The organism is Paraburkholderia rhynchosiae, assembly GCF_002879865.1.
In the GTDB taxonomy this organism is placed as follows: domain Bacteria; phylum Pseudomonadota; class Gammaproteobacteria; order Burkholderiales; family Burkholderiaceae; genus Paraburkholderia; species Paraburkholderia rhynchosiae.
The window spans coordinates 150,909-170,423 of record NZ_PNXY01000015.1 but is presented as its reverse complement, the minus strand read 5'-3'; the positions used below and the strand labels follow the sequence as shown (position 1 = coordinate 170,423).

16 protein-coding genes are annotated in these 19,515 nt (G+C 60.9%); 8 read left to right on the top strand and 8 right to left on the bottom strand.

What is annotated here, in order from left to right; genetic code table 11:
- The first annotated feature begins 435 nt into the window (after positions 1 to 435).
- From mobH to C0Z16_RS21675, 4 genes are read left to right on the top strand one after another with little or no spacing between them, the layout of a single operon-like run.
- Positions 436 to 2,601 carry a MobH family relaxase gene (gene mobH, locus C0Z16_RS21690; protein ID WP_102634136.1) on the top strand — a complete coding sequence of 722 codons (2,166 nt, stop codon included), beginning with the start codon at positions 436 to 438 and terminating at the stop codon, positions 2,599 to 2,601.
- A 22-nt stretch (positions 2,602 to 2,623) separates the two neighbouring features.
- Positions 2,624 to 4,771, top strand: coding sequence for a type IV conjugative transfer system coupling protein TraD (traD, locus tag C0Z16_RS21685; RefSeq protein WP_102634135.1), 2,148 nt, complete (start codon positions 2,624 to 2,626; stop codon positions 4,769 to 4,771).
- A 14-nt stretch (positions 4,772 to 4,785) separates the two neighbouring features.
- Entirely contained in the window at positions 4,786 to 5,484 is a 699-nt protein-coding gene (locus C0Z16_RS21680; RefSeq protein ID WP_102634134.1) for a DUF4400 domain-containing protein, read from the top strand.
- Between the two features lie 29 nt (positions 5,485 to 5,513).
- A complete protein-coding gene (locus C0Z16_RS21675) occupies positions 5,514 to 5,978 on the top strand; it encodes an SET domain-containing protein (RefSeq protein WP_102634151.1) in 465 nt (154 codons plus the stop codon).
- 19 nt (positions 5,979 to 5,997) lie between these two features.
- Here the strand turns inward: C0Z16_RS21675 and C0Z16_RS21670 are convergent, their stop codons facing one another.
- Positions 5,998 to 6,192, bottom strand: a complete 195-nt coding sequence (locus tag C0Z16_RS21670) for a helix-turn-helix transcriptional regulator (protein ID WP_244201302.1) — start codon at positions 6,190 to 6,192, stop codon at positions 5,998 to 6,000.
- Positions 6,193 to 6,596: 404 nt separating this feature from the next.
- Between C0Z16_RS21670 and C0Z16_RS21665 the strand changes: the two genes are divergently transcribed.
- The gene (locus C0Z16_RS21665; RefSeq protein WP_102634132.1) at positions 6,597 to 6,977 is read left to right on the top strand and encodes a hypothetical protein; all 381 of its coding nucleotides are present in this window, start codon (positions 6,597 to 6,599) and stop codon (positions 6,975 to 6,977) included.
- Positions 6,978 to 7,270: 293 nt separating this feature from the next.
- On the top strand, positions 7,271 to 8,521 hold the full coding sequence (locus C0Z16_RS21660) for a hypothetical protein (RefSeq protein WP_146014333.1): 1,251 nt from the start codon (positions 7,271 to 7,273) through the stop codon (positions 8,519 to 8,521).
- On the opposite strand, the gene C0Z16_RS21655 is transcribed toward C0Z16_RS21660, so the two are convergent.
- The 5 genes from C0Z16_RS21655 to C0Z16_RS21635 are packed head-to-tail and all read right to left on the bottom strand — an operon-like array spanning position 8,502 to position 12,538.
- Positions 8,502 to 9,044, bottom strand: a complete 543-nt coding sequence (locus tag C0Z16_RS21655) for a 3'-5' exonuclease (protein WP_102634130.1) — start codon at positions 9,042 to 9,044, stop codon at positions 8,502 to 8,504. The genes C0Z16_RS21660 and C0Z16_RS21655 overlap by 20 nt on opposite strands.
- Positions 9,041 to 10,204 carry a hypothetical protein gene (locus C0Z16_RS21650; protein ID WP_102634129.1) on the bottom strand — a complete coding sequence of 388 codons (1,164 nt, stop codon included), beginning with the start codon at positions 10,202 to 10,204 and terminating at the stop codon, positions 9,041 to 9,043. Before C0Z16_RS21650 ends, C0Z16_RS21655 begins: the two co-directional genes overlap by 4 nt.
- Entirely contained in the window at positions 10,204 to 11,100 is an 897-nt protein-coding gene (locus C0Z16_RS21645) for an AAA family ATPase (RefSeq protein ID WP_102634128.1), read from the bottom strand. Before C0Z16_RS21645 ends, C0Z16_RS21650 begins: the two co-directional genes overlap by 1 nt.
- Positions 11,100 to 11,591 carry an HORMA-1 domain-containing protein gene (locus C0Z16_RS21640; RefSeq protein ID WP_175130652.1) on the bottom strand — a complete coding sequence of 164 codons (492 nt, stop codon included), beginning with the start codon at positions 11,589 to 11,591 and terminating at the stop codon, positions 11,100 to 11,102. The genes C0Z16_RS21645 and C0Z16_RS21640 overlap by 1 nt, the downstream gene beginning before the upstream one ends.
- Positions 11,588 to 12,538 (bottom strand): CBASS oligonucleotide cyclase, encoded by a 951-nt coding sequence (locus tag C0Z16_RS21635; RefSeq protein ID WP_102634127.1) that lies wholly within the window; start codon positions 12,536 to 12,538, stop codon positions 11,588 to 11,590. Before C0Z16_RS21635 ends, C0Z16_RS21640 begins: the two co-directional genes overlap by 4 nt.
- A gap of 193 nt (positions 12,539 to 12,731) precedes the next feature.
- Here C0Z16_RS21635 and C0Z16_RS21630 point away from each other — a divergent pair, with 193 nt between their 5' ends.
- Together C0Z16_RS21630 and C0Z16_RS21625 are read left to right on the top strand one after the other, a co-directional pair.
- Positions 12,732 to 13,052: a helix-turn-helix domain-containing protein gene (locus C0Z16_RS21630; protein WP_102634149.1), complete on the top strand. Its 321-nt coding sequence runs from the start codon at positions 12,732 to 12,734 to the stop codon at positions 13,050 to 13,052.
- A gap of 2 nt (positions 13,053 to 13,054) precedes the next feature.
- Positions 13,055 to 13,921 (top strand): ImmA/IrrE family metallo-endopeptidase, encoded by an 867-nt coding sequence (locus C0Z16_RS21625; protein ID WP_102634126.1) that lies wholly within the window; start codon positions 13,055 to 13,057, stop codon positions 13,919 to 13,921.
- A gap of 43 nt (positions 13,922 to 13,964) precedes the next feature.
- Here the strand turns inward: C0Z16_RS21625 and C0Z16_RS21620 are convergent, their stop codons facing one another.
- A complete protein-coding gene (locus tag C0Z16_RS21620) occupies positions 13,965 to 15,755 on the bottom strand; it encodes a phospholipase D-like domain-containing protein (protein ID WP_102634125.1) in 1,791 nt (596 codons plus the stop codon).
- Positions 15,752 to 19,318, bottom strand: coding sequence for a DEAD/DEAH box helicase (locus C0Z16_RS21615; protein ID WP_102634124.1), 3,567 nt, complete (start codon positions 19,316 to 19,318; stop codon positions 15,752 to 15,754). Before C0Z16_RS21615 ends, C0Z16_RS21620 begins: the two co-directional genes overlap by 4 nt.
- Positions 19,319 to 19,515 lie beyond the last annotated feature (197 nt).

Sequence of the window (19,515 nt, the reverse complement as noted above, 5' to 3'; positions counted from 1 at the left end):
AGATGTGTATAAGAGACAGGAGCCGATAGCGGACGCGCTGTCCAGTGCGGGACAAAGGCATCCGGAGAAAGCCGCAAAGGCAAGGGGAACAAAGGACCTCGTAAAGGGAAGGGCCCAATCCAAAGGCCGCGGATGATGCTGGGATGGATCGCATCACCCGCTCAAAGGCTCAAACGGTGAAGGGGAAAAAAGGGCGTGGAGCAAGGGAGAAAAGCGCCGCGCGCCTTGCCGCAGAAGGCCAGGAAAGGACCAATGGGTCGCTCCGGATGAAAGCGGGCCGCCCGGCAGCATGACTGCGCGAGGCGGTACGTTTTCGTGCAGCTATTTGCGGCAGGCGCTGCTACCCAGTGCGTACGGTTGAGCCATGCGACGCGTCGAGTCGCGCGCCCCATGACCGAGGACAGTCCTGTTCTCCCGTTCTGCTGGAAATCACACATGGCTTTAGTCGATGCCCTTAACTGGTTGAAAACGCCACGACCGTCGATGGCGCACGCGACGCCGCCGGTGCCGCCGCCGATGTCGCAAGCTATGCCGCCCGCGCCGCCTGCGAGGCGCAGCGTGCCGCCTTCGCCGCAGTATCTGCCGGTACTCGGTTATCGTGAGCTGATCCGGCGAACGGGCGTCGAGGGCGCGCTCCGGCGTATCGCCAGCAGTCTGGCTCTGTCTTTCGACAGCGAGCAGCGCGACCTCGAGCCGTTGCTGCAGCGGCTCGCCGAATTTGTGCAACTTATGCCCGCCTCGGAGTCTCATCATCATGCGCAGCCGGGCGGCCTGTTGATCCACCTGCTCGAGGTGGCGCGTTATGCGCTGCATTTCCGTGAGGGTTACCGGTTGCCGCTCGGGGCGAGTCCCGAAGACCAGATGCAGCATGGCGCGCGGTGCAGTTATGCTGTTCTGCTCGGGGCGTTGCTGCACGACATCGGCAAGCCACTCGCGGACCTGAAAATCGAACTGGCTGCCGGGCATCATGTCCGACCCTGGGTGCCGATGGCCGGCAGCATGAGCGAGCAGGGCGGTGAATGGTATTGCGTCGATTTCCCGGAGCCTGGCGAGCGCGATTACGGTGCCCATTCGCGTCTGGCCATCGTGCTGCTGCCGCGTCTTGTGCCATCGGCGTCGTTGAGCTGGCTGGCCCAGTATCCGCCGGTGCTGAACGAGCTGGCGGCGTATCTGTCCGGTGAGGCAAGGTCGAAAGATAGCGCGCTCGCGAAGATCGTGGGCGACGCAGATCGCCGCTCGGTCGCGGAAAACCTGCTCGCCGGTCCGCGCACGCGATTCGCGACGGCGCGTGCGGTCCCGCTGATCGAGCGGTTGATGGAGGGGCTGCGTGGGTTTCTGGCCGAGGGCGGCGTGCCCCTCAACCGCGCGGGAGCGACCGGTTATTGCGACGGCGAATCGCTTTGGTGTGTGGCAAAAACGCTGGTAGAGGCCGTGCGCACTTACGTCGCGACGCACGAGCAGCAGCTGGCCGGCGCGGCAGGAATCCCGTCGGACAACAACCGGCTCTTCGACACGTGGCAGGAATACGGTGCACTCGTGCCGACGCCCGAGGGCGGCGCCATCTGGACCATCACGGTGAAGATTGGCGCCTGGCAGCAGACCTTCACCGTCCTGCGCTTTCCGCTCGATCGGCTTTACGCCGATCCCGCTTGCTATCCGCGTGCGTTGCCGGCGGGCTCGGTTCAGGTCATCGAAGTGGGCGCCCAGCCGACCCCGACGGCTGAACGTGTCGACCTCATTGATGACGGCGGATCGGACGCGCAGGCAGAGTCTGCGCAGCAAGCGTCGCCGCCCGTCGCGGACCCGGTGACGAAGGTGGTAGAGCACCGCGTCGACGCGCCAGAGTTCGCAGCGTCAACCGTGTGCGAAGAACCGGATCGGCGGGCTCAATGTAGAGCAGACGATGTCTCGTCCGCGCCGCAGGAGAGGACCGCTTCCGATGCCGGTGCGTCGTCCAGCGACGAAGGCGAGCCGGCGTATCTGCCGGACGCCGAGAGCGCCGCCGTGCTCGATGACGAAGCGATCGTCGGTCACGGTAAGGGCAGAGCCGATGCGCACATACCGGACCAGGTGAGCGCGCCGGTCCGCCCGCGCGAGAAGGCGCGGGCTCCGTCACGATCCGTCGCCGCCCGCGCGGGTGCCCGGCAGCCGCGCCCCAATGCCGAGCGGTTCATGGCGTGGGTGCAGGGCGGTATCGCGACCGGCACATTGCCCTACAACGAATCGATGGCCCGTGTACATTTCGTGCCGGAGGGGATGCTGCTTGTCACACCCGCGATTTTCCGGGATTTCGCGCAGGCGCATCCGGACGCGATCGAGCAGACGCCCACCGAAGATGGACGGACCCCGGAGCCCTGGAAGCAGGTCCAGCGCGATTTCCAGAAGTGCGGCTATCCGGTAACAGCGGATGCTGGCGGTGCGGGGCGCTCGTATCTGCTCCACTACACCATCAAGGGCGCGGGTGGCCGCCAGCTATCCGTGATGCTGGTTCCCGAGCCGGAGCGGTTTTTCAATCCCGTGCCGCCGCCGAACGCGATGATCCAGTCGAAGGAGAAGGCGGTCGTATCCGAAGACGCGGATTCACCGCAATCAGCTGGGTGATCGGGGCACCGGGACAACGGCGATGGCGTATCCGGTCGAGAACCTCTTTCGCAGGCCTGTCGAACTGCTATCAGCCGTTGCTGCGCTCGCGGCGACCGGCGTGCTCTGGTCTCACCCAGCACTCTTTCTGATCACGCCGGCCACGGGCGGCGTCACGACCGTCGCGCTGCTGTCACTGGCCTGCATTCGCGGGCGACAGGCATGGCGGCTGATCCGTTTCCAGCGCAATCTCCGACGCTTGCCGCAGTATGTGATCCCTGCAGCTGACATTCCGTGCTCATTGAAGGAAGTGTTTCTCGGGCGGGGCTTTCGCTGGAGCGTCATTCACACGCAGCGCCTGCATCAGGCCCGGTTTCCCGAAAATCGCCGGCTGCTGGCACGCAATGACCTGTACGACCGGGCGCGCGATCACGAGCGTCGGTATCCGGCGAGCCGGATCGCGCGTGTGACGCGTCGCGAGGCATGGTGGAATCCCGTCGCGCCGTTGCCGCCGGTCGGAGGAGACCCCGCACTGCATGGCGTCGAACCGGACGAGCGCGACATCTGGTTCGACATCGGCGAGCGTGTGGGGCACATGGCGGTGCTGGGCACGACGCGCGTGGGCAAGACCCGGCTGTGCGAGGTCCTCGTTGCCCAGGACATCCGCCGCGGCGACATCGTGATCGTGTTCGATCCGAAAGGGGACGTCGACCTGCTGCTGCGTATGTACGCCGAGGCGAAACGTTGCGGACGGGAAGGCGAGTTCACGTTTTTTCATCTGGGCTATCCCGACAGATCGGCGCGCTACAGCCCGATCGGCACATACTCGCGGATCACGGAGGTAGCCACACGTATCGCCGGCAATCTGCCGAAGGAGGGGCAGTCGGCCGCGTTCCGGGACTTCGTCTGGCGCTTCGTGAACGTGATGGCGCGGGCGATGAGTGCGCTTGGTATTCGGCCCACCTACGAGATGATCTACCGCAATGCCGTGAACATCGACGCGCTCGCGTTACGGTACTTTCGCTTCTGGCTCGACCGCGATCACGCGGGATGGAAGGATGGGCTGGAGCCGCTGGACAAGGAAGAGGCGAAGCAGGCGATGCGACTGCAACGCAACCAGGAAGTACTGCAGGTGGCCAACCTGATCCGGCAGCAGGGCTGGGCCGATCCGATCGCCAACGGGCTGCTCTCGGTCATCAGCAACGAGCGCTCGTACTTCGACAAGCTGGTCTCGTCGCTGTATCCGCTCCTGGAAAAGCTCACCACAGGCCGGACATCGGAGCTGCTGTCGCCCGACTATGATGATCCGCATGATCCGCGGCCCGTGTTTGACTGGAATCGCGTGATGGACCGGGGCGGGATTGTCTACGTCGGGCTCGACGCCCTGTCGGATTTCGAGGTGGCGGGGGTGGTGGGCAACGCGATGTTCGCGGATCTGACGTCGACAGCCGGTCGCATCTACAAGTATGGGCACAGCTACGGACAGAGCACGGGAGGCGCCAGGCGGCGCGTCTCGATCCATGCGGACGAGTTTAACGAGCTGGTCGGCGACGAGTTCGTGCCGATGGTCAACAAGGCGGGCGGCGCGGGGTATCAGGTTACGGCCTACACGCAGACAAGCGCCGATCTCGAGGCGAAGATCGGCTCGCGCGCGAAGGCCGAGCAGATTTTCGGGAATTTCAACACGCTCGTGATGCTGCGCGTGAAATACATCACAACCGCGAAGATCCTGACTGACCAGCTTCCGATGGTGGACGTCAAATCGCTGACGCTCGCCTCGTCGGCGACGGACGCCGTGCGGCGCGGCGAGGGCGTACATTTCACCGCGCAGACGCATGACCAGATCTCGGTGCGAGAGGTGCCGATGCTGCAGGCGTCCGACCTGACGCAGTTGCCCAAGGGCCAGGCGTTTGCGCTCATCGAGGGCGGCCAGCTTGTGAAGGTGCGGCTGCCGCTGCTTGAGGCGCATGACCCGATCATGCTTCCCGGACTCGACGATGTGGTGGCCGACATGCGGTCTCGCTATGCGTCGTACGTCCAGGCGGTATCGCCGTTCGATGAGACGGGAGGCGTCTCGCCCGATGCCATCGGCGGCTCGGTGGGCACCTTCCTGCCGGTCGATGCGAATGCAAAGACAGAGGCGCCGACCTCTGGTCCCTGGGCCGTGCAAGGCAAGGGTGCCGGGTTCTGACGATAGAGGCGACCATGGCGACGAAAACGCGCGACGGCAATGCCGATGGCGTGAAGTCTTTTTTCTGGGTTGTCGATCTGGCCATTCACGCGGTCCTCTGGTTGCTGCTGGCGAGCATCCTCGCGGTGGTGGCCGATCTGGCTGCCGCCCACTACCTGTGGCGCGAAGATCCGGTGAGCGGCATGCAGGAGCTCCTGCGCTATTACCTGAGCGAGACGACCAATCCCGGGCTGGCGGCGCGCGCGGCCGATGCCGCGTACTGGGGCTGGTTCGGCTGGACCGGCGTGGATGCGTCGGCAAGGTCATGGGACGCAGGCGTCCTGCCGTCGCATGGTCTGGGCTCCTATTTGCGTCCGGCGTTCTCAGGAGCGACCCGTGAAGGGCTCGTGGTGGCGATGTACGGGCTAAAGCTCTTCGGGGTTCGCTTCGCCATGCTCGCGATGACGATTCCACAGTTCGCACTGGCGATTGCCGTTGCTGTGCTTGACGGGCTGGTCGCGCGAGACTTGAGGCGCGCTCAGGGCGGGCATGAGTCGGCGACCCGCTACCATCACGCCAAGCACTTCCTGACGTTCGGCGTAATACCGTTGACTGCGGTTATCTGGCTCGCCGCGCCGGTACGGCTGCCGATCTATCTCCTCTTCTGGCCGGTGTCAGTGATGATCGTGATTGCGGTATGGAACATGGCGAAGTACTTCAAGAAGTACACGTAGGTTGCAATTTGCCGCTGTATACTTCTGCGATGAAAAAAGCGAATAGACAGGGCATTGCGCGGCGTGTAGTCGTCCGACGCTCACCCGTGCATGGGCGTGGCGTTTTTGCGTTACGCGCACTGGAAGCCGGCGAACGGATCTTCGAATATAAGGGTGAGACGCTCACGTGGACGACGGCCATCAGACACCATGAAAGTACTGGCACCGCTGGCCACACGTATTTCTTCGGCCTGTCGGACGGACGCGTGATCGACGGCGGACATCGGGGAAACAGCGCGCGCTGGTTGAATCACTCATGCAACGCCAATTGTGAGGCGATCGAGATCGAAAGCCGCGTGTTTATCCACGCGTCGACCGCGATCGCACCCGGCGATGAACTCTTTCTGGACTACCAACTGGTCGTTGACGAGCCTGCCGACGAAGATGCGCGGCTAAGCGATGTCTGCCGGTGCGGCGCGTCGGGATGCCGGGGCACGATGCTGGCTGTGGGCTAGTGACGTTGCAGGCAGAGAATCAGCGGCCCGATGGTAGCGCTGGTGCCGATCGCTCTCGCGCCGAGGTTCGGTTCGAGAGCCATGCTTCAAGTTCCGACTCACGCCACCCTGTTGCACGTTCTCCGATTCGGATGGGGCGCGGAAATTCTCCGCGGCTGATCATTGCGTAGATCGTGGCTCGACAGAGGCCGATCTTTTTGACGACATCCTTCATGCGCATTACCTGATCCATTTTTACCCCTCCGGGTTGCAATCGCCATTGACGATTATCCACGGAGCCAGGCTGCCGGCAATGGACGACCGCAGGGGACACCATGACACGTCGTTCAGCACGGTGACATCAATGCAGCTTTGCTGGTCGAGAGAGATACAATCTTGTTACATTTAATTGCATATTCATCGATGATGACTGCTGCACCCTCGCGAACGGTCGGTGACCGCTAAATTCAGTTTCCCATATCGCGCTCGTTATCGAATATGCGGGTGGCAGCATCAACGGCGATCAGGTGACGGTGAAAACCCGATATCGGAGAGTTTGGCAAAGAACACGACGAGCCGCTCGCGCCATGACGGTCGTGATCATCTCCGCGGATCTGAGGACCGCGCTTTTGAGGGGCAATGAAAGTGAATTTCGAACGACTGGTATGGACACACAGCATCCCTGCTGATCCCGTCGTTTGGGTGTCCGTCAATGCAATCGACGCATCATGGCAGCACGATAAGGGCCTCTATGTTGGGCCTGGTGGCAAGGGCGGCACGGATAATCGCTATGCATTCTTCGGAGAGTGGCTCGCGGCAAATCTGCATCGCCCCGTTCAGGTACCGGAGATCGGCCTGAGCCGCGGCGAAGTGGTTTTTTCAAACGGGCGGCACCGATTCGCATGGTTTCGCGATCGCGGACTCCCGGTACTGCCCGTTGCGGTTGACCCGGCAATCGTCGAGCCCTTTCGAGCGCGCTTCACAACGCCGCGACGAGTTGGCCGACTGCGTAGAGCATAGTCCAGCACCATATCACCGGCAATTGACGTCCACGACCTTGATTAGGAGCGAGCGAAAATTCAATGCGTGAAAATTATAAGAAATTTAGCGAGTTTTTGCGCAAGCAGCCAGTTGCAGGGGCCTGCCACCTAGTGTGGAACTCGTTTAGTAGGATTGGAGAGCAGACCTCATCTTCAGGCGAAACGCAGTCAAATTGCGAAATTCACGACTGGGAGCTCGAACTCCTAGCGCGAGAAGTTCTGTTGCGATGTCATCGACCGTTTTTCGCGAACGGAGTGATAGAGAGAAACTTCGTGCCGAAGAGCATCAACTACATTAGGAAGATAAAGAATACGATTTCGGCGAAGAATGTGAGCTCGCCCCATGCGGCGATGAAGATCGTTTTCACATTGTTTCATGAGCAATTTCAATGGCAGGATGAGGATTTCTTGGGTAAGGCCGCGCGCTACAGAAAGATTTTCGCGCATCCTCTTACAAAAGAAGCCGTAGAAGGAGATCTGCGAATGTCGCTCCAAAGTCTTTACATTATGGGGATTGCGATCGCAGGCTCTCTGGGTTACCAGATGGGAGTACAGTGGCGAGACTACTACCGGCTTCCCGAGGTTCCACGAGATCATGTTGACCGATTCTTCGAACTTTGCGCGGCCGAGCGAGACGAATTGCGCTCACAAATTCGAGCGGAGCAGAAATATGACAAGACTTGGGCGCTAACGTACAACCCACTTCGTGGAAAGCCGTTGTTTTACAGCTCCGAGCGTCCACAGATAGTGTTCGGTTTCAGCAGCAAGTTGCTCCTGTGGCGAATTACGGATGGGGTGTACTACGACGTCGCGAAGGGCCGTTCGGGCTTCGGAAAAGCTTTCGGGACTGCTTTTGAACATTACGTTGGCGATGTTCTGAAGACAGTGCTCACAGCGCCGACGTTTCGTGTGATGGCAGAGACGTCTTTTGACGTGAAGAAAGGGCACGGGCGAGCCGGCTCAGACTGGCATGTTAGCGATGAAGGCTGTCACGTTTTCATTGAATGCAAGACGAAGCGAATCAGGCTTACGGCAAAGGCGGACATGGACCACGAGCATTTCGCAGAAGACCTGCGAAAGATGGCCCAGTTCGTCGTTCAGAACTACAAGAACATTCACGAAGCCCGGACTGGCGTTAGACGTGACTTTCCCAATCGTGACTTGCCGTTTTTTAACGCGATCGTGACGTTGGAAAACTGGCGATTGGGTCATCCTCTAATCGAGCCCGAGTTGCGGAGACTTGTCGTGGACGAGTTGGAACGGGAGAGATTGCCACCATTGCTGCTGTCAGAGTGCCCGTACCGCGTCTTCAGTGCCCAGGAGTTCGAGATGTTCTCTCAGGATGCCGCACGCCTAGGGTTGGCGTCCATGTTTGCGAAGCCAGAAACCGTCACGCGCGGTCCCTACAGGTCACTGTTCCACGATGAGGTCTTTCAGTTGCTGCCTGAAGATGCACGACCTAAGGTCGATATCAGCACATGCGATAGACCCGATCGTTCCCGGGCTATTCTAAGGCTCGAATAGCCCGGAAAAGCTCGGCCTGGTAAAGAGCATCATGCAGCGCATCGTGATCGCCCTTGAGCGACGGCTTTAGAGCCGCCGCAATCTGGCGCGAACGTGTCCCACTCCAGGTACTCTTTACGGTGCCCATGTACAGGGACTTAATGTCAAGGGCAGCGAAGCCGAATGGATTCTTTCCCAGGTAGCGGTGGAAGTAATAGTTCACAAACGACCAGTCAAAGGCTGCATTAAAGCCAACGAAAACAGGGCTTCCGTCAGCACCTGCGACGCGCTCAACCCATTCCTGGAAGGACTGCATGGCGGCGTGTGGTTCAAGCCCATCGTGTTCAAGCCGCTCCAGTGATAACCCGGTGACCTTCAGCGCAGCGGGGTCAGCATTGCGGGTGGTCGGCTTCAGTTCGCATGCAAAGGTCTGTGCTGGCTCCTCTGCGTTGCAGGCGCCGATCGAGAGAAGGCTGTATTCCGCTGGAATCGGTCCGGCAGTTTCGACATCGACCGATATATAGATTTCGCGCGAGCTGGTCATGGAATTAGCGGCTCCGTGGGGACGAGGGTGGGGCGGTTTCTGACTGCCTCCCAATGTTTCCGAAGCTCGCGGCGCCGCTCCTCGACACTTCCCGTCGTCTTCCAGTGATGACCGGAAAACGTGGTGATGTCGAATGGGTGCGCGGTGCCTGCCTTCGCCATCAACATGGTCGGCAGGCCGCGACCAAGCGCATAGCCGAGTTCCAGAAAACAGTTTGGCCGCGAGCCCGTTATGTCAGCGAGGACAATGCTGCTGCGATGGAGCTTTGCGAAAATTTCCTGATCGATGCGGGCGTGATCGAAGGCCTGGTACCCGTCGACGGTGATCATCTTGTACCGCAATTCGTCTTCGATGACGGGTTTCACGACGGTGTCGAAGAATGCCTGCACGTCCTTGAAGTCCTCGTGCTCAGGGTTGAGGAGCCGGACCACAAATGCCTTGGGCGGCGCCAATGCCTCAAGCAATGCCATCAGGTCATCGACGCTCTCCGGTACGGCCTGCCTGGGTGGCATCTCAAGCCGGTTGAGCCACCCGTGTGAAGACAGCGCGGTGTCCGTCTGGAACAGACGCGTCGCATTGTTTCCTGCAAGCCCGAAATCAAAGAGGCGAAGTGAGCCTGATTGCGCCGATCCGAGCTTCAGGTTCAACGGAATTACGGGCTTGCCTGCATCGTGATAGATGTTGGCCAGGAACAGAACGCCCTCACCGCCGCCGAGGGTGATGAGCATGTCGCCATGACGCGCCTGCATTTCCATGCGCTTGCTGTTCATGTTCCACAGTGCCGAGCTTTCGATCTGGACCATTGGCGAGCCGCGTAGCGAGCTCCACAGTGCCGCGTACTGTTCGGGAATCTGCGTTTCAGTCTTGTGATGCTTGACCGCAATGACAAGCGGGCTCGGCGCACCCTCGGGACGGGCATGCAAATGCTTGTGGACAGTTTCCCACACCAGCCAGTCGAAACAGATGGGCAAGCCGTCCTCGCGAAGCTTTTCCGCGTCGACGGGGATGACGAACATCGCACCCCTGCGAATCAGTTCCTTCACCAGCGACTCGACGATTGCGCGAGCGCGCCTGACTTCGTCCGCTGACGCGAGCGCAAGATCCCCTGAAATGCTGCCGGTAATGTGGACGCGACGGCCAAAGAGGGCGGATCGGGTCATTACCTGTCCTCCATGATGGGCGACGGGCGCAACGACAACGCGGCTTCGTGAAGATGCCTGAAGGCGAGCGGGTTGTTCGGAAACGCCTTGGCCATTGCGGAGGGATACAGACGCGTGCGGATATCCGAATAGGTCCACGGCGGCAGTTTGGAGCGGGCGCCCGTAACAGCCACGAGATCCTCGATCTGCTGCTGCGTGAGACCCAGTCCTTCGAGATCCATCGAGAACAGCTCGCGCCGCTCGGCGTCGCCGGGGCGCGTGAATTCCTCGATGACGGCGGCGCGGCGCTGTAAGGCCGCATCCAGCACCGACAGACGATTGGTGCAAAGGAATACAACAACACGGCCCCCGAAGCGGCGCAGATCGTCGATACACTGGATCAGCGTGTTGACCGCTACCTTGTCTTCGTGATGGCTATGCTCCTGCGTGCGCGCTGCTGCCAGCGAGTCGCCTTCATCGATCACAAGAATCGCGCGGCGCGTCTTGCCTGCCGATTGCGTAATCTCCTGAAAAGCTTGGGTCAGGAGCGTGCCCATCTCGCCGACCTTGCCGCTGCCGCGCACGCGGTTGCTGAGCCTGAAGAGCAGGGAGTCTTCTGTGCGAGACTCCCTGGCCAGCCTGTTTGCGATGCATTCGGCCGTCGCCGTCTTGCCGGTGCCGACATCGCCATGAAAGATCACGAGCGGATACTGTTCGGCGACAAGATCGCACAAGGCCAGCTTTTTCCTGTGGTGCTTTTTGCTCCACTCTGCCAGATCGCCCAGATTGAGCAGCAGGCGAAGCTGGTCGTGGATCTGTGTATAACGTGCGTCAAAACCCAGCAGCGTTTTTTCGCGCGCCGCGAGGCCCGCATCGGGCAGCGGCGTTTTGGCATCGAAAATGATCGTCTGAGTCATCAGTTGAAATCCTTTCGCTGCATGCCGTATCCGTTGCTCATGTAATCGCGGCCGATACCCGACGTCAGGCCTGCATGGCTCGTGTCGGCGCTGCTTGCGACCCAGCCGATGCGCAGGCGATTCTTCGTCTTTTCCTTAGCCACCGCGTCGTACGCACCGGTGTAAGACAGGATGATGCGCAGTTCGGCACCAGGGATTTCCGGCCAAAGGACACCGCCAGGGCGGCTTGAGGACAGCTCACCAGAATCGGTATTTACGACAAAGCGCGCCGCCCGGATTTCGACTCCCGCGTACAGGAGGGTGAGGTCGACCATCCTGAGATATCCGTTCTTCGCCAGGACCTCGATATCGTGAGCCCAGTTCCTTGCTTTTTCTTCGGTCACCGCTTTGGTGCTTCCCGCGATCATCAGCAGGTCGGCGCAAACGCGCCGCATGACGATTTCGATATCGGCAACCGAATAGGTTTCGGTGGATGCGTAGGTCTCGCTCATGCTGATTCCCCGACCGTGAAGCGCGGTCCGAACAGTTCTTTCCAGATTTCGATATCGTCTTCGGTCGAGGCGAACACGGCCGTTTCCCATGCCTCGTGTGCCGCTGCAACAATCTCCTTGCGCTCCGCCTCCGAAATCCGGCTGGCAACATTGTTGGTGTTGCAGACGGGATCGATGATCACCACGGGATCGGGAAAAGTCGGGACAACGTTGCCGTTCTCGGGGAACGTGATGGCCTCCTTCAACCCCGACTGGGCGATGTACAGCAGGAAGTCGCGGAAACGTTTCTCGAGCGAGCCGGCCGTGCCGTTCTTTGCCAGAACGTGCGCCATGATCAGTTCGATCGCAAACGACTTGAGCGGCTTGAGTTCGACGCGGTTGCGCCACTTCTTCGCCAGACGCACCAGCGTGCGAAAGTCTGGATCCGCGTTCTTTCGCTCACGCACGAACCTGATCTGGCATGGCGCGCAGGTTTGCACGCGGGTGCCATCATGGATGTCGAACTGCCATCCGTAACCCGCACGCGTGGGGTCTTCGATCACAGGCACGATGTCGACGCTCAGGCCGCTGCCAGCAAAGGTGACGGTGGCTGCCTTGCGCTGGATCTGAAAGTCCTCGACGGACTTGTTCGGATAGAGCTTGATCAACCCGTCGTAGATGGTCTGGCTAAGGCTCGCGAGCGTTTCCTGGCTTACGCTGCGTCCCGAGATATAGAACACCACGTCGACGTCGACCGGGTCCTCCGAGGTTTTGCGCAGGATCGTGTACTTGGCGAACGAGCCTGCCTTGACCACTTTCGTGATCTTGATGTCCGTCTGTTCGTGAAGCTTTTTGCTCAGCGCCGCCACAAGCCGGTCGACCTGCTCGTGATACGCCGTGCGCCTGTCGGAAGGCAGACGCAATACGGTGCTGTCGTAGTATCGGATATCGGTATTGCTCAGTGGCATATGGTCTCTGCGGCGGTGCGAGGTTGAGTTCGGTCGGGATCGACGCGCTCCTTGCCAGCATATCGGGAAGTCCAGATCGAAAGTTCGGAATAGCGAACTTTCATGATGTTACATCAGATCTTTCGATTGTCAAACGAAAAGTTCGGTACCGTGGTATATTAGGTTGACACCTAATCTGTTGGGAGACGCGATGATGGCGACACGTCTCGGTGAGAAATTGCGGAAGCTTCGAAAGGAGCGGCAACTTACGCTGGAGAAGCTGGCCGAACTGGCAGGGATGAGCAAGAGCTATCTCTGGGAACTCGAAAACCGTGAGTCGCAAAGACCGTCGGCCGAAAAACTGACTGCACTGGCCGATGTACTCGGGGTAGCCACGTCGTACTTCATTGAGGAGGACGTGCGCGCGCCTGAAGAGCGCCATCTCGATGAGGCATTCTTCCGCGGCTACCAGAAGCTCGATCCGGAGGCGAAGGAACAGCTTCGCAGGATACTCAACACGTTCAAGAAGAATTAGTGATGGCCGAACCCTGGACGCCGCCGCGCGCCGCGACCCGCCTCGTGCGCGTCACGGAAGCCTTTGCGCTCGCACACGGCGTCGACCGGTTTCCGGTTGATGTGCCAACGCTGGCTCTGGAAGCCGCGCGCGTATTCGGATGGAGCGATCCGATTACCCAGGTGGAACCGGCCGATATCCGGGGATTTGAGGGGGCGCTTCTGCCAGACGAGGAGCGCAGGCGCTGGCTGCTGCTCTACAACGAAACGGTCTCGTCGCCCGGCAGGATCCGGTTCACCCAGGCGCATGAGCTGGGGCACTACATTCTTCACCGGCTCAACAGGGAATCGTTCCAGTGCAGCGACGCCGATATGCTGAACTGGTCGCAGGACGATCGCGATATTGAGGCACAGGCCGACCTGTTTGCTTCCTATCTGCTGATGCCGCTCGACGATTTTCGCGCGCAGCTTTCTTCCGGTGTTGATCTCGACGCGTTGAGCCATTGCGCGGACCGGTATGGCGTGTCACTCACGGCCGCAGTGCTGAAGTGGCTGCAGTACACCGACGAAAAAGCCGTCCTGGTGATGTCCAACGACGGCTTCATCAACTGGGCATGGTCGAGCGAGCCGGCTTTCCGGGCGGGTGCGTTCTTCAGGACGCGCGGCCACGTCATCCCCGTGCCCGAACAGTCCCTCGCGGCCAACCCGGATATCAGACATGACCGACGGGGCGCGGAGATTCGCGCCTCGGTCTGGTTTGGGCATGCCGATCCTCAGATGTCGCTGCGGGAAATGAAGATTCACGCCGGGCAGTACGATGCCACACTGAGTCTGCTCTGGTTGCCTCGTGGCGCCGACGTATGGCCTCCGCGGCACCGAGACGAAGCCTAGGCGGCAGCAGGCAGTGCGGCCGCAACGGCTGCTCGCGATGGCTTTACTGCCTGGCAAAGGACCCGGCGTCCTGCGCCAGTTCAGGGAATATTTCCTCGAGACGGGTCAGCGCGTGGGCGGCAATGCCCGGCGCGCAGATGTGCACGCCGACTTCGCCGCAGGGGAAGTCGGGATCTGCCGATGCAGATGCCCAGTTCAGGCTCGTGACGACCAGATTGTCGTCATCCCATGCGACGAACTTCCCGTGCGAGGGGATCTTCCCCGCTTTCGCAAGAATCACGCCGTTGAGTCCTGCTTCTTCAGCGAGCGCCTTGGCGTGCCGGTTCTTCAGTGGGCCTGTCGTGCGCGTATAGAAAACGACGGTCCGCACGCCGGGGCGTTGAGCCGCCTTCTCCCCTTGCATTAACGCCCCCGGTCTTGCTGTCGAGCCCAGTCGGTGACTGCCCACGACAAACCGCGTCACCGCCGCACTGCTAGCGGCACGTATCAGACGGTCGTGCGCGTCACCCACAACAAGCGCGACACGACCGGCGCCGTCCATTGCCGGCATGCGCCGCAGGTCACGGGCAAGCGTCGACATCTCGGTGGCAATATCATCGGACAGGCCGCGGCGTCCCGCCAGTCGCTGGATGGCCACGGCGACGTCTGCGACGGACTGTTGATCCCGAAGCACAATTGACATCTCGACAGCCTCGAAAGGGGACGATAGCCAGTTGCATGAACCGACGCCTGCGATCCAACCGTCGTGCGCGGTATCCAGCAGGATTAGTTTGGCGTGTGATCCGGTGGTCCTCATGTGCACGCGCACGCGGCCTTTCAAAACCTCGTCTTCCCGCACAAGCCGCGCGATCGCGACAGCTGCGGCAGCATGTTTTCGCTCCGTCTCATCATCCAGCTCAGCGCCCCAGAGCAGGTCAAACGTCACGCCACGCACACATGCGGTCCGTATCGCGTCCATCAGGTCCCTGAAGCGGTCGGGGTCGAGGAACGTGGAATGGATGATGACGCGCCTGTGAGCGCTTGCGAGGAGTGACACAAGACATTGTCTGTGCGCCGATCCACCAATGACAAGATCGGACGGCTCAAATGGGCAGGCATGACTCGTGAGCGTGGTGTCAGGCGCGTCCGGTTCACCCGCGTAGGTCACGGTGAGGTGTTTCGTGCCAGGTGGCAGCGTCGCAGCCTGGGCGACGAGATCGCGAATGTTCGCGCCTGCCGATTCAGGCAGACCCTTAGGGATTCCATCGATGACACGTAACACCATAAACTCGTCGTCCCGCAAGACAGCGGTCTTGCCGTCTATTGTCGCGACCTGTTCGTCCCATCCCCGGACGGCGATATCGGACAGACGGCCCATGTTGGCTTCATGGGACATCGAAGGAGCGCCACCTTCGACGTGGACAATCCGGACTTCATATCCAGCCTGACGCTCCCGGTCGAGCCGGTGTCCCGGTATGAGGCGCACTTCACGCGTCGGGAAGAAATCACCCGTCGCTGCATCAATGACAAAGCTGACGCGTCGTGAAACGCGTTTAGGGAAAAATGGCAGGGTTTCGCCGCTGGCCACGGTCCGAAATCCGAATTCGCTTGCGCGGAAGGCGACACTGTCGCCACTCAGCGTGACCTCAACAAGGCGAAAGCGCATCAGGCGCGCGATGGATGCAATGATGACCTGGTGTGGCAGATCAGCTTCGCGGGCAAGCGTGGCGATCGAGCGGGGCTCGCGCACGATGGCCCACAACACGAGTTCGTCAATGACACTCCATGACCGTCCGCGGTCGATTCCGACCCTGCAACTGACCCGGAATACCGGGACTGCGATCAATACGCTCATACACGCTCCTTTAGCGTATCGGGGCCTATCGAGCGGGCGAGCGCGACATCATTTCGTTTCTGGTCTTCAAGCTTGCGGATCGCCTCAGCCATCAGGGCGAGAAAAGAAAGGTCGTGATCTTCCGCGTCCGGGTTGACTGCCCGGACCGCCTCGGCGAGGAAATCGAGGCTGCCGACGATGATCAATTGTGTTTTGGCGCGACTGAGCGCAACGTTCATGCGCCGTCGGTCGCGCAGGAAGCCCAAGGCATTGCGTGGATTGTTTCGCACGAGCGAGAGAATGACGACATCGGCCTCGCTACCCTGAAAAGAGTCGACCGTTCCGACCAGTGCGCCATCGCTTCGCACGGGTTTGAAATGGTTCAGGTGCTGCAGGTCACCAGATCTGCGCGATGACAGCTGCTCCTGGATCTTGTCGACTTGCGCCTTGTAGGGCGAGAGTATGGCGAGCGTCGGCGGCTTCGCGGTTTCGTGGGCCCGCAGATGACGCAATACGTTCATGATTGCCTCCACCTCGGCGGGGTTGTGCCAGCGAGGCTTTCCACGTTCGATTTCTGTTGCGCGGCCGGTCGAGCTCACGTGCGGAAAATTGACGACGACAATGGGGGAACGGGGGAGCGCGCCAAGCTGAACGACGGGGGACGCCTGCGTCTCGGCAGCTTTCGCCCGACTGGCGGCCGTCTGGAGTTGTCCGCCGTAAAACGCGTGGGACACGACCTCGGCGATGGCCGGATCCATCCGTCTCTGCTCGGTGAGCGTTTCCGAGATCGGCCGGTGCGTCGGGTTGCCGTGGCGACGTCGCTCGTCGTTCTCGACGAAGGTGCGAAACGGTTCGAGCAGCCTCAGGGCCATGTCTGCCGATGCTTTCAGGATGGCGGCATCCGAGGCGATCAGTTCGAGCTCGTCGAGTTCACCGTCGTGCAACAGGGAGCCTACGTATTGCCCAGCGATCTGCAAGGCCTCGCTCACGAGGCTCTGGTCGCGCAGAATGCGCACAAGCCGTTCCGACTCAAACGGCGGCAATTGCCGGTGGTCGCCAATCAGGAGGCGGCGGCCTGAAAGCATGAGCGGGCCAACCAGTTCAGGTCCGGTCGCTTTGGCTGCCTCTTCGACGATGACCCAGTCGAACTGCTGCCGGGCCTCGACGAGGCTTTCGATGTCGGATGAATTGGCAGTGGAGATGACGATGTTCGCCGCATCGAGTATCAGATGTGAGACCGCGCCGAGGCCGGACCGCTGCTCCCGAGTGATGGTGTCCTTCGCACGTTCCATGCGACCGGCGGCATCGCGCAGTTCCGCAATGCGCGCGCGAAGTGGTTCCGGTGCCGTTCTCGCAAGCGTGCTTTGCGAAAGGCGCTCCAGATAGTCCAAACCCGTCCGATGGACTTCCTCACCGCTCGTCGGTCGACGCTCGGATGTAGTCGACCGGACGATCAGAACGTCATGCTGTCCTGCCTCGCCGAGCGTCTCCCCGATCTTTTTTTGAAGATTGTCGAGCGCGTCATGGCCCTGCGCGGTTATCAGCATGCGCGTTGAGCTATCGTGGGCAAACTGGCGTCTGACCACTTCGGTCGCCAGCCTGGTTTTGCCAACGCCAGGCGGCCCCACGACGAAAAACGACGGAAGCGTCGACCAGAGGCCGATCAGGGCCTTCTGCTTGGGCGGGTCAAGATCCAGAAAGGCTTCGTCCCGGCGTGCCTCCTGGCTGAATTCCTCACGGCTGGATCTGCGTACGCGCCATGGATCGGCCAGCATGTCGACGAGGTCCGCACGCGTGTCGAGTGCCTTGATGTTACGCAGGCGCCGAGAAATGGCCTGCTCTGTTCCGGCGTCGCGCTCCGTTCGGAGAAAATAGGGCCCCTGGTTCTCAAGGTCTTCGTCGATCTCAAAGCGGTATGCCTGGATGCCGCGATGCTCCAGTGCTTCGACAAAGCTGGCGACCACGTCGCTGGTTCGTGTGGATCCCAGGCCGGCGGCACGACAGAGTTGCCATTTCGCTTCGGCATCGCGGCGGTCGTCCTCGAACAGCCATTTGAGTGCAACGGCGCTTTCGGTCAGGCCGATCCTTTTTGCGATACGGTCGCGCTCGTTACCGGGCTCGGCACGCAGGAGCACAGAACGACGGCCCTTGTGTACCTCGGTTGCTAGAACCTGCACAGGATAGACTTCCAGCGCCTTGACAACCGCTTCTACGGTTTGCACAAGCAGCAGTGCATTGCGCACGGTGTCACGCTCGTCGGGCCCGATTGCGTCACGTGCCGGGCTGGCGAAAGTGCTCCAGTCGAGCGTATCGGCGCCAAGCCGGTCGCGTGTCTCGCGAGCGTCACGCGCGTTCCTCACTATTGTCACGGTCTGTACCAGAGCATGTTCGTCGGTCTCGCCAAGACTGAACGTGCCGTTCCGCAGCTCCGCCTTTCTGCAGACTGCGATGTCCCACAGAGCGGCTCCGTCGTCAAGGAAGGCAGTTAGCCTGTAGACCATGGTCGATGTCACCAGCCGGATGGCATCGGTTGCGGGATCGAAGGATCGAGGCACCAGCAGTGTTGCGCCGCCGTCGAGGTCGGCACGGATCCAGTCGAGCTGACGCCGGTGTTCATCAGCGGGAATTTCCCCGTCGGTTGCCGTGTACACGGCATCGCTGACGTTCGGGTTCGACGGAATGCAGAGGATGAAGGTCCCGGCGCGCGTCGAGGCGGACTGTGCAACGTTCGCGAGCAGATCATCAATTGCACGTCCGATTGATCCGGCGTCGAGCTGATCCATTCTCGCCGGCCTCACGAGGCGCAGCAACAGCAGACGTTCGGCCGTGTTGAGCTCAATGGCGGGGCTATGTCGCCCGGCCGGCATGACATCGCCCGATTCCCGGACGATGCAGTCTAGACAGTCTGCGATCATCTGGCCCAACGACTGCCAGTCCTCGGCGAACGAATAGCGCTCCGATCTGCGTTCAGCGGTGGCTGATCCGAGCTTCGCATGTGACCGGTCCGTTGCGTCGGGAGTCAACCACAGGCTCCACTCGAAGCCCCCCAGCCGGAAATCCGGCTCGTCCGCGCCTTCCGTCATCACCGCGTCGTGGCCAACCGCACCATGCACGAGACCTTGCGCGTGGACAATTCCAAGCGCTGTGACAAGTCGCCTGACATTGCGCCAGAAGAGGAGCCGTGCACGGGGCGCACGGAGATTGTTCAGCCAGTGCTGGCGAGAAGCGCGTCTGAGCATCTCGGCGAGTGGTCGCCCTGTCCGTTCAAGGACGACACCGAAATCGGACTTGTCTTCCACGAACTCTAGGACGTCGACAATGACCTCGCGAGCACCCTCGTACGACATCACTCGCTGCACCTGCCGCATCTCGTGCAGCCAGAGCTGTCGGAGATCATCATCAAGCGCCGTGCCCGTCTTGCGCCAGAGCTTCAGGTTGCGTTCTGCGCCGGATGTCTTTTCCTCGACCTCGAAGACGGCCGGCCGAAGGGCGGCCCGGTCTCCCGGCGCGATGGCGTCTTCGACGAACTCAAACCTGTGATCAAGTGATGCCTTGTTGCGTTTTACATTTTTTTCGCTTGGCATTCTTTCCCCGAAGCCGGCTTAACACGGTAGGTATTGTTGGTTATCTTATCGCAGCCTGTCGTAGGTGCCGGTGCTTGCTTACACGGGAACCCGAGCGGCACCGATAGATTGCCGTTCCTGGCTGGACATCATCAACGCCTAGAAGGAGCATTGACCCGGGCGCCGTGTACCGACGGATCTTAGGGCGATCGATACAC

Coding starts and splice junctions, on each gene's coding strand:
- mobH (WP_102634136.1), top strand. CDS start 436: ATGGCTTTAGTCGATGCCCTTAACTGGTTGAAAACGCCACGACCGTCG.
- traD (WP_102634135.1), top strand. CDS start 2,624: ATGGCGTATCCGGTCGAGAACCTCTTTCGCAGGCCTGTCGAACTGCTA.
- C0Z16_RS21680 (WP_102634134.1), top strand. CDS start 4,786: ATGGCGACGAAAACGCGCGACGGCAATGCCGATGGCGTGAAGTCTTTT.
- C0Z16_RS21675 (WP_102634151.1), top strand. CDS start 5,514: ATGAAAAAAGCGAATAGACAGGGCATTGCGCGGCGTGTAGTCGTCCGA.
- C0Z16_RS21670 (WP_244201302.1), bottom strand. CDS start 6,192: ATGAAGGATGTCGTCAAAAAGATCGGCCTCTGTCGAGCCACGATCTAC.
- C0Z16_RS21665 (WP_102634132.1), top strand. CDS start 6,597: ATGAAAGTGAATTTCGAACGACTGGTATGGACACACAGCATCCCTGCT.
- C0Z16_RS21655 (WP_102634130.1), bottom strand. CDS start 9,044: ATGACCAGCTCGCGCGAAATCTATATATCGGTCGATGTCGAAACTGCC.
- C0Z16_RS21650 (WP_102634129.1), bottom strand. CDS start 10,204: ATGACCCGATCCGCCCTCTTTGGCCGTCGCGTCCACATTACCGGCAGC.
- C0Z16_RS21645 (WP_102634128.1), bottom strand. CDS start 11,100: ATGACTCAGACGATCATTTTCGATGCCAAAACGCCGCTGCCCGATGCG.
- C0Z16_RS21640 (WP_175130652.1), bottom strand. CDS start 11,591: ATGAGCGAGACCTACGCATCCACCGAAACCTATTCGGTTGCCGATATC.
- C0Z16_RS21635 (WP_102634127.1), bottom strand. CDS start 12,538: ATGCCACTGAGCAATACCGATATCCGATACTACGACAGCACCGTATTG.
- C0Z16_RS21630 (WP_102634149.1), top strand. CDS start 12,732: ATGGCGACACGTCTCGGTGAGAAATTGCGGAAGCTTCGAAAGGAGCGG.
- C0Z16_RS21625 (WP_102634126.1), top strand. CDS start 13,055: ATGGCCGAACCCTGGACGCCGCCGCGCGCCGCGACCCGCCTCGTGCGC.
- C0Z16_RS21620 (WP_102634125.1), bottom strand. CDS start 15,755: ATGAGCGTATTGATCGCAGTCCCGGTATTCCGGGTCAGTTGCAGGGTC.
- C0Z16_RS21615 (WP_102634124.1), bottom strand. CDS start 19,318: ATGCCAAGCGAAAAAAATGTAAAACGCAACAAGGCATCACTTGATCAC.